Consider the following 7,781-nt stretch of genomic DNA (forward strand, 5'->3'; position numbering starts at 1 on the left):
GTCGCCATCCGCCACCCCGCCGCGGCCGAACGCCTCGTCGTCGACACCCCCGTGTCCGATGAACCGGTCATGCTGGTCGGCCTGGCCGCGCCGGACCAGCGCTGGGAAATGCGCGTCGGCCAGGCTTCGGACGGGCAGCGTATCGTTCACCTGATCGACCAGACCGGTCAGGATGCGGCCGAGCGGATGCGCGTCGATTTCGTCGCCAATGCCAGCCATGAACTGCGCACGCCGCTCGCCTCGATCCTCGGCTTCATCGAAACGCTGGGCGATGAAGCGGGGGAGGAACCCGCTCTGCGCGCCCGCTTTCTGAAAGTGATGTTTGACGAGGCGCGGCGCATGCAGCGGTTGGTCGAGGATCTGATCTCGCTCAGCCGGATCGAGGCGGACAAATACCGCCTGCCCGCCCAACCGGTCGATCTCGGCGCGCTGATCGCCGATGTGTGCGAGGAATTGCGCGACTCCGGCTCGTCTCGCGCGCATGACATCGCCTGCACCGTCGCGGATCAGGTGCCCGTGGCTGGCGACCGCGCGCAACTATCGCAGATGCTCCACAACCTGCTCGGCAACGCGATGAAATATGGCCGACCCGACACACCGATCGCCTTGTCGCTGGAAACCGACGACGTCGCCGTCCGGCTGGTCGTCGCCGATCAGGGCGAGGGCATTGCGACCGTTCATCTGCCGCGCCTGACCGAACGCTTCTACCGCGTCGATGCCGGGCGCAGCCGCACGCTGGGCGGCACCGGCCTGGGCCTCGCCATCGTCAAGCACATCGTCGAGCGGCATCGCGGCCGGCTGGAGATCGCCAGCACGGTGGGCGTCGGCACCACCGTCACCGTCCGCCTGCCCCTGCTGACGGCACGAGGCGCGTAGCCAAGGCTACGCACCGATGCGCGAAAGCGCACGTGCCGTCGCGGCCGGCATGGCAGACGGCACGAGGCGCGTAGCCAAGGCTACGCACCGGTGCGCAAGAGCGCACGTGCCGCCACGGACGGCATGGCCCCGCCATGACCGACGACACGGGACTTGCTCCCGTGTCGGGCTTGGGAAAAACACACCGGCAAAAATACCCCTCCACGCCACGAACGCAGAGAGAATGCACGCGACAGAAGGAAGCGCTGTCACAAAAGGGTAACCGCAATGTCACACAAGGGTTGCCAAGCGGTGGCAGCGACAGGTTCGCACCATCCGGTGAGCCCCAAGGACCTTCATGCGCATCCCCTGCCTCATCGCCGCGGCGTTCGCGCTGGCGGCCTGCCAAGATCAGGCCAATGGCGGCGGTGCGGGCACGCGTGACCAGATCGCCGCGGTCGGATCGTCCACCGTCTATCCCTTCACCACCATCGTTGCCGAACGCTTCGTCGCCAACAATCCGGATGCCCGGGCGCCGGTGATCGAATCGACCGGCACGGGCGCCGGCATGAAACTGTTCTGCGCAGGGCTGGGTGCCGGGCATCCCGATCTGGTCGACGCGTCACGCCGGATGAAGGCCAGCGAATATGCCGCCTGCGCCCGCCACGGCGCCCGCGAAGTGCTGGAAATCCAGATCGGCATCGACGGTATCGCCTTTGCGCAGGCGCATGGCGGACAGCGGCTGCAACTGGGCGTCGCCGATATCTACAAGGCGCTGGCCGCGCGCCCCGGTGGCCGACCGAACACCGCGCGCACCTGGGCCGATGTTGATTCCCGGCTCCCCGCCGTTCCGATCCAGGTCTATGGCCCGCCCGCAACCAGCGGCACACGCGACGCACTGGCCGAACTGATCATGGTCAAGGGGTGCGAGGCGACCAATCCCGGTGCCGCCGCCCTCGCCCATGGCGATCCCGCCGCACACCTGACGCTGTGCACCGCGGTGCGCGAGGACGGCGCCTATATCGACGCCGGCGAGAACGACAATCTGATCGTCCAGAAACTGCAATCGAACCCCCATGCCATCGGGGTCTTCGGCTACAGCTATCTCGAGGAAAATGCCGGCACCGTCGATGGCGTGCCGATCGACGGCGTGGCCCCCAGCTATGACACGATCGCCGATGGTCGCTATCCCGGTTCCCGCCCGCTCTATCTTTACGTGAAAAAGGCGCATCTGAACGCCATTCCGGGCCTGCGGGATTTCCTGAAGCTCTATGCCGCCAATTGGGGCCGGGGCGGCCCGCTCGTCCGCCGCGGCCTGATCGCCTCCCCGCCCGCGGTACAGGCGCGCGCCGCCGCGGTGATCGCCGAGGAAATCCCCCTCGATCCGGGCGCGCTGCACGGATGAGCCTGCCGCTGATCCTGCTGCTCGTCATCGGCTTCGGCCTGATCGGCTGGGCGTGCGCGCGCGTGCGCGCCGCTCGCTTCCGCCGCGGCACGACGCAGCGGTTCAGCGCGCTGCCCGGCCACCATGGCTGGTATGTCGCGCTTTGGACGATGATCCCGCCGCTGCTCTTTCTCGGCGTCTGGGCACTCAACGCCCCTGCGCTGGTCACCGACGCGGTGCTCGTTACCCCGCCCGCGACGCAGTTGCCGCCCCCCGGTTTCGAGCGGGCGGCGATCTTGTCGGAGGCGCGCGCGCTCGCCGCCGGCCGCGCGCACGGCGCCTTTCACGAACTGTCCGCCACGCTTGCCCCCGCTTATGCCGCGGCGCAGACCCGTTATGACTGGATCGCGACCGCGATCGCGCTGCTGCTCGGCTTTGCCGGCGGCACCTTCGCCTATCTGCGCGTCAGACCCGGCTTTGCCGCGCGCACGCGGGTGGAGCGCATCGTGATGGGCTTGCTGCTCGGCGCCTCGCTCGTCGCGATCCTGACCACCGCCGGCATCGTGCTGTCGCTGCTGTACGAGGCGGCGCGCTTCTTTTCGGTGGTGCCGATCACCGACTTCCTGTTCGGCACGCATTGGAGCCCACAGGTCATCGATCCCGCCGATCCGGGCGCCAATCTGGGCGCGGTGCCGCTGTTCTGGGGCACCTTCTTCATCGGCGCGGTGATCGCCATGGCGGTGGCGATTCCGTTCGGGCTGATGAGCGCCATCTATCTCACCCAATATGCCGCCCCCGCCACGCGCCGCTGGATGAAGCCGCTGCTGGAGATTCTCGCCGGCGTGCCCACCGTCGTCTACGGCTATTTCGCTGCGCTCACCGTCGCGCCTGCGGTGCGCGATCTTGCGGTCGCGATGGGAGTGCGCTGGGCCTCGTCGGAAAGCGCGCTGGCCGCCGGACTGGTGATGGGCGTGATGATCATCCCCTTCGTATCCTCGATGGCCGATGACAGCCTCGCCGCCGTGCCCGCCAGCATGCGCGACGGCAGCCTGGCGATGGGCGCCACCTCGTCGGAGACGATCGGCCGCGTCCTGCTGCCCGCCGCCCTTCCCGGCGTCGTCGGCGGCGTCCTCCTGGCGGTCAGCCGCGCGATCGGCGAGACGATGATCGTCGTCATGGCCGCCAGCGGTGTCGCCACCCTCACCGCCAACCCGTTCGCCAGCGCCACCACCGTCACGCGCCAGATCGTCGACCTGCTCACCGGAGAGGCCGAGTTCGACAGCCCCAAGACGCTTGCCGCCTTCGCCCTCGGCCTCACGCTGTTCGTCGTCACCCTCCTCCTCAACATCGTCGCGCTGGCGGTCGTAAAGAAATACCGGGAAGCGTATGAATAGGCAGCCGACCGACTGGACGACGCCCGCGATGCGGCGCCGCATCCGCCGCCGCTATGCCGCCGAGCGCCGCTTTCGCTGGCTGGGGCTCGGCGCGGTCGCCTTGTCGGCCATGTTCCTCGCCTTCCTGCTCTTCACCATGGTGGCGCAAGGCGCACGCGGCTTTACCGAGACGCAGGTGACGGTGCCGATCGATCTCGCCGCCGCGCACCTGCCCGTTACCCCCTCCCAGCTACGCGGCCGCGGTGCGGACCTCGCGCTGGCCGGCGCCGGCCTTCAGGACGTGGTGGAACGCAGCCCGACACGCGTGTTCGGCCGCGATGGCGAGGCTTTGCTGTCGCCCGGCGCGTGGATGGTGGTGCGCGATGCGATCAAGGCCGATCCCGCGCTGCTGCGTGAACAGCGCCGTTTCGATCTGCCCCTCGCCAGCCCCTATGACGTCGCGGCGAAGGGCGAAGGCACGCCCCGGGCCGAAGCCGTCGTCGCCCGCCTGCGCGCGCGCGGCGTCATCTCGACGGGTTTCAACACCGGCTTCCTGCGCGACGCCGACGCCACCGATCCGACGCGGATCGGCATCTGGGGCGCGCTCAAGGGGTCGCTGCTCACCATGCTGGTCACGCTGGCGCTCGCCTTCCCGATCGGCGTGCTGTCCGCGCTCTACCTTGAGGAATATGCGCCGAAGAACCGCTGGACCGATCTGATCGAGGTGTCGATCAACAACCTTGCCGCCGTTCCCTCGATCATCTTCGGCCTGCTCGGCCTCGCCGTCTTTCTCGGCACCTTCGGCCTGCCCCGCTCCGCCCCCCTGGTCGGCGGTCTGACGCTCGCGCTGATGACCATGCCGGTCATCGTCATCGCCGGCCGCAACGCCATCAAGGCCGTCCCGCCCTCGATCCGCGACGCCGCCCTCGGCATCGGCGCCTCCCCCGTACAGGTCGTCTTCCACCACGTCCTACCCCTGGCGCTCCCCGGCATCCTCACCGGCACCATCATCGGCATGGCCCGCGCCCTCGGCGAAACCGCGCCCCTCCTGATGATCGGCATGCGCGCCTTCATCGCCGCCCCCCCTTCCGGCCTCACCGCGCCCGCCACCGTGCTCCCCGTCCAGATCTTCCTCTGGTCCGATCAGGTCGACCGCGGTTTCGTCGAGAAGACGTCCGCCGCGATCATCGTGCTGCTCGTCGTCCTCCTCGCGATGAACGGCCTCGCCATCTACCTCCGCAACCGATTCGAGACCCGCTGGTGACCGCTCCTCCGAAGATAACCGCCCGCAACGTCAACGTCTTCTACGGGGAGAAACAGGCGATCGACAACGTCTCGATCGATATCGAGATGGACCGCGTCGTCGCGTTCATCGGCCCGTCCGGCTGCGGCAAGTCCACCTTCCTGCGCACCCTCAACCGCATGAACGACACCGTCGCCTCCGCGCGCGTCTCCGGCGACATCCGCCTCGACGGAGAGGACATCTACGCCCCCGCCATGGACGTGGTCCAACTCCGCGCCCGCGTCGGCATGGTGTTCCAGAAACCGAACCCCTTCCCGAAGACGATCTACGAAAACGTGGCGTATGGCCCGCGCATCCACGGCCTCGCCCGCTCGCGCAGCGACATGGACGCGGTGGTGGAACAGTCGCTGACCCGGGCCGGCCTGTGGAACGAGGTGAAGGATCGCCTGTCGGACAGCGGCACCGCGCTGTCGGGTGGCCAGCAGCAGCGGCTGTGCATCGCGCGCGCCATTGCGGTCGATCCGGAGGTGATCCTGATGGACGAGCCCTGTTCCGCTCTCGATCCCATCGCCACCGCCAAGATCGAGGAACTAATCCATTCCCTGCGCGGCCGTTATGCGATCGCGATCGTCACCCACAACATGCAACAGGCGGCGCGCGTGTCGCAGCGCACCGCCTTCTTTCATCTCGGCACGCTGGTCGAATATGGCAAAACGTCCGACATCTTCACCAATCCCCGGGAAGAACGGACGAAAGACTATATTACCGGCCGATACGGTTGAGCGAGGCGAGGATGGCAGAACATACGGTCAAGGCGTTCGATACCGATATCGGGCGGTTGCGCGGGCTCATCTCGCAGATGGGCGGCATGGCGGAGGCGGCGATCACCAACGCGATCCTGGCGCTCCAGCGCAGCGATCTGGTGCTGGCCGAGGAGGTCCGCGCGGGCGACAAGGCGGTGGACGCGCTGGAGGCGGAGGTGGAGCGGCTGTCGGTGCGCATCATCGCCCTGCGCGCACCGATGGCGAACGATCTGCGCGAGGTTGTCGCCGCGCTCAAGATCGCGGGCGTGGTGGAGCGCATCGCCGACTATGCCAAGAACATCGCCAAGCGCGTGCCCCTGATCGAGAGCGACGACCGGATCGAGCCGATCTCGGTCCTGCCCGCCATGGCGAAAATGGCCTCTGCCATGGTGCGCGAGGCGCTGGACGCCTTTGCCGCCCGCGATCCCGCCAAGGCGCTGGAGGTCTGCGCCAGCGACTCCGCGCTCGACGATTTCTACGATTCCATCTTCCGCACGCTTGTCACCTACATGGTCGAGAATCCCAAGACGATCGGCCAGGTCGCGCATCTGCTGTTCGTCGCCAAGAACCTGGAACGCATCGGCGACCATGCGACCAACGTGGCGGAAATGGTCTATTTCGCGGCAACCGGCACCCGCATGGGTGATCGCGACCGCGGCCGAACGCAGAATTGAGGGACAAGCACATGGCACGCGTCAAGATGTTGCTGGTGGAGGACGATGCGGCACTCGCCGAACTGCTCGTCTTCCACTTCAAGCGTGAGGATTTCGAGGTCACGCATACCCCGGACGGCGAGGAGGCGCTGCTGCTCGCCCGCGAAACCGCGCCCGATATCGTCCTGCTCGACTGGATGGTGGAGGGGATCAGCGGCATCGAGGTCTGCCGCCGCCTGCGCCGCGCGCCGGAGACCGCCAACGTGCCGATCATCATGCTTACCGCGCGCGGCGAGGAGGAGGACCGGGTGCGCGGGCTGGAGACCGGCGCCGACGATTACGTGACGAAGCCCTTTTCGCCGCGCGAGCTGGTCGCGCGCGTCGGTGCGGTGCTGCGCCGCGTGCGCCCCGCGCTTGCCGGCGAGGCGCTGGTCTATGCGGATATCGAAATGGATACCGTCGGCCACAAGGTCCGCCGCGCGGGCGAGGTGGTGGCGCTCGGGCCGACGGAATTCCGTCTGCTCAAGCATTTCCTGGAACATCCCGGCTGGGTCTTCTCGCGCGAGCGGCTGCTGGACGCGGTATGGGGCCATGATTCCGATATCGAGAGCCGCACCGTCGACGTACATATCCGGCGTCTGCGCAAGGCGATCAACGTCGGCGACCGCCCCGATATCATCCGTACCGTGCGGTCGGCCGGCTATTCGCTCGACACCGGCATCTGATTGATCGAAATCAAGTAAAAGAACGGGTCGCAGGCGAAACGAGGGAGCCAAGTGCGAAAGCGGGCGTTGGGGCATCGCGCTAACGCACTTCTGCCATAGGAGATTCGCATGAAGCTCATTCTTCTGGCCGCGACCGCCATGTTCGCGACGCCCGTCATCGCCCAGGACACCGCTCCGCAGACCCAGACCGAAGCGGCTGCCGATCCCGCCGCTGCGGCGGACCCGACGGCTCCGGAGCCTGCGGCCGATCCGATGCAATCGGCCCCGCCCGCCGCGCAGACCATGGGCCCGCAAACCACCGGCGGCACCGCGACCGCCGGCGGCTACGCTCCCCAGGGCGGCGCGATGCAGGGCACGCCGCAGCCGGGCGCGCAGGTCGTGTTCCGCGCCGCGCCCAGCCCCAGCGAGGCTTTCCCGCCGCCCGCGGCGAAGGACAGCTACCCGGTGTGCAAGAAGGGCCAATATGACGGCTGCCGTCAGCGCGGCGGCAAATAAGGTCTGGTCGATGGGTACGCGTTACCCGTCGCCATGACGGCAAAGCGGCGGCGATCCCATGCGGGTCGCCGCCGCTTTCGCTTTCCCACCCCGCAGGATCGTGTATTGACGATGTAATACACGCATGTCACCATCCCGGATATCAGGGAGGTGAGGATGTACAGCGAAAGCGATCTTGATACGGCGGTAGCGGCCGGGGCGATCTCGGCAGAGGCGGCGCAGGCCTTTCGCCTGCATGTCGCGGCGGAGC

8 protein-coding genes are annotated in these 7,781 nt (G+C 67.8%); all 8 read left to right on the forward strand.

Going from position 1 to position 7,781, the window contains the following annotated elements; genetic code table 11:
• A partial coding sequence (locus Q0U08_RS14890; RefSeq protein ID WP_298092263.1) for an ATP-binding protein occupies positions 1-876 on the forward strand: 876 nt, incomplete at its 5' end.
• Positions 877-1,213: 337 nt separating this feature from the next.
• Positions 1,214-2,260 (forward strand): substrate-binding domain-containing protein, encoded by a 1,047-nt coding sequence (locus Q0U08_RS14895; RefSeq protein WP_298092265.1) that lies wholly within the window; start codon positions 1,214-1,216, stop codon positions 2,258-2,260.
• On the forward strand, positions 2,257-3,633 hold the full coding sequence (pstC, locus tag Q0U08_RS14900) for a phosphate ABC transporter permease subunit PstC (protein WP_298092266.1): 1,377 nt from the start codon (positions 2,257-2,259) through the stop codon (positions 3,631-3,633). Before Q0U08_RS14895 ends, pstC begins: the two co-directional genes overlap by 4 nt.
• A complete protein-coding gene (gene pstA, locus Q0U08_RS14905) occupies positions 3,626-4,876 on the forward strand; it encodes a phosphate ABC transporter permease PstA (RefSeq protein ID WP_298092267.1) in 1,251 nt (416 codons plus the stop codon). Before pstC ends, pstA begins: the two co-directional genes overlap by 8 nt.
• Entirely contained in the window at positions 4,870-5,637 is a 768-nt protein-coding gene (gene pstB, locus Q0U08_RS14910; protein ID WP_298092273.1) for a phosphate ABC transporter ATP-binding protein PstB, read from the forward strand. The genes pstA and pstB overlap by 7 nt, the downstream gene beginning before the upstream one ends.
• Before the next feature lie 11 nt (positions 5,638-5,648).
• Entirely contained in the window at positions 5,649-6,332 is a 684-nt protein-coding gene (phoU, locus tag Q0U08_RS14915) for a phosphate signaling complex protein PhoU (protein WP_298092268.1), read from the forward strand.
• An 11-nt stretch (positions 6,333-6,343) separates the two neighbouring features.
• On the forward strand, positions 6,344-7,036 hold the full coding sequence (phoB, locus tag Q0U08_RS14920; protein ID WP_298092270.1) for a phosphate regulon transcriptional regulator PhoB: 693 nt from the start codon (positions 6,344-6,346) through the stop codon (positions 7,034-7,036).
• Positions 7,037-7,144: 108 nt separating this feature from the next.
• A complete protein-coding gene (locus Q0U08_RS14925; RefSeq protein WP_298092271.1) occupies positions 7,145-7,531 on the forward strand; it encodes a hypothetical protein in 387 nt (128 codons plus the stop codon).
• The last annotated feature ends 250 nt before the right edge of the window (positions 7,532-7,781 follow it).

The sequence above is a fragment of the uncultured Sphingomonas sp. genome (genome assembly GCF_946477935.1).
Taxonomy (GTDB): domain Bacteria; phylum Pseudomonadota; class Alphaproteobacteria; order Sphingomonadales; family Sphingomonadaceae; genus Sphingomonas.

Bases quoted from the DNA above. Each gene is read 5' to 3' on its own strand.
- Q0U08_RS14895 (WP_298092265.1), top strand. From the start codon at position 1,214: ATGCGCATCCCCTGCCTCATCGCCGCGGCGTTCGCGCTGGCGGCCTGC.
- phoB (WP_298092270.1), top strand. From the start codon at position 6,344: ATGGCACGCGTCAAGATGTTGCTGGTGGAGGACGATGCGGCACTCGCC.
- Q0U08_RS14925 (WP_298092271.1), top strand. From the start codon at position 7,145: ATGAAGCTCATTCTTCTGGCCGCGACCGCCATGTTCGCGACGCCCGTC.
- pstC (WP_298092266.1), top strand. From the start codon at position 2,257: ATGAGCCTGCCGCTGATCCTGCTGCTCGTCATCGGCTTCGGCCTGATC.
- phoU (WP_298092268.1), top strand. From the start codon at position 5,649: ATGGCAGAACATACGGTCAAGGCGTTCGATACCGATATCGGGCGGTTG.
- pstA (WP_298092267.1), top strand. From the start codon at position 3,626: ATGAATAGGCAGCCGACCGACTGGACGACGCCCGCGATGCGGCGCCGC.